Below are 255 nucleotides of genomic sequence, written 5' to 3'. Positions count from 1 at the left end.
CCGTACCCCAAACCGACTCAGGTGGTCAGGTAGAGAATACCAAGGAGATCGAGAGAATCGTGGTTAAGGAACTCGGCAAAATGCCCCCGTAACTTCGGGAGAAGGGGGGCCTTCGACGTATTAGGACTTGCTCCGAAAGCGTTTGGAGGCCGCAGAGACTAGTGGGTAGCGACTGTTTACTAAAAACACAGGTCCGTGCGAAGTCGCAAGACGATGTATACGGACTGACGCCTGCCCGGTGCTGGAAGGTTAAGA

General features: G+C 54.1%; 1 rRNA gene. It reads left to right on the top strand.

Annotated features, from left to right (window positions below):
- Positions 1-255 (top strand): 23S ribosomal RNA (locus MRBLMI1_RS16060); the annotation flags it as partial.

Origin of the sequence: Microbacterium sp. LMI1-1-1.1, from assembly GCF_040815675.1 — a bacterium.
Lineage (GTDB): Bacteria > Actinomycetota > Actinomycetes > Actinomycetales > Microbacteriaceae > Microbacterium.
Note: the sequence above shows the minus strand (reverse complement) of the source record. Positions and strands in the feature narration are given on the sequence as shown.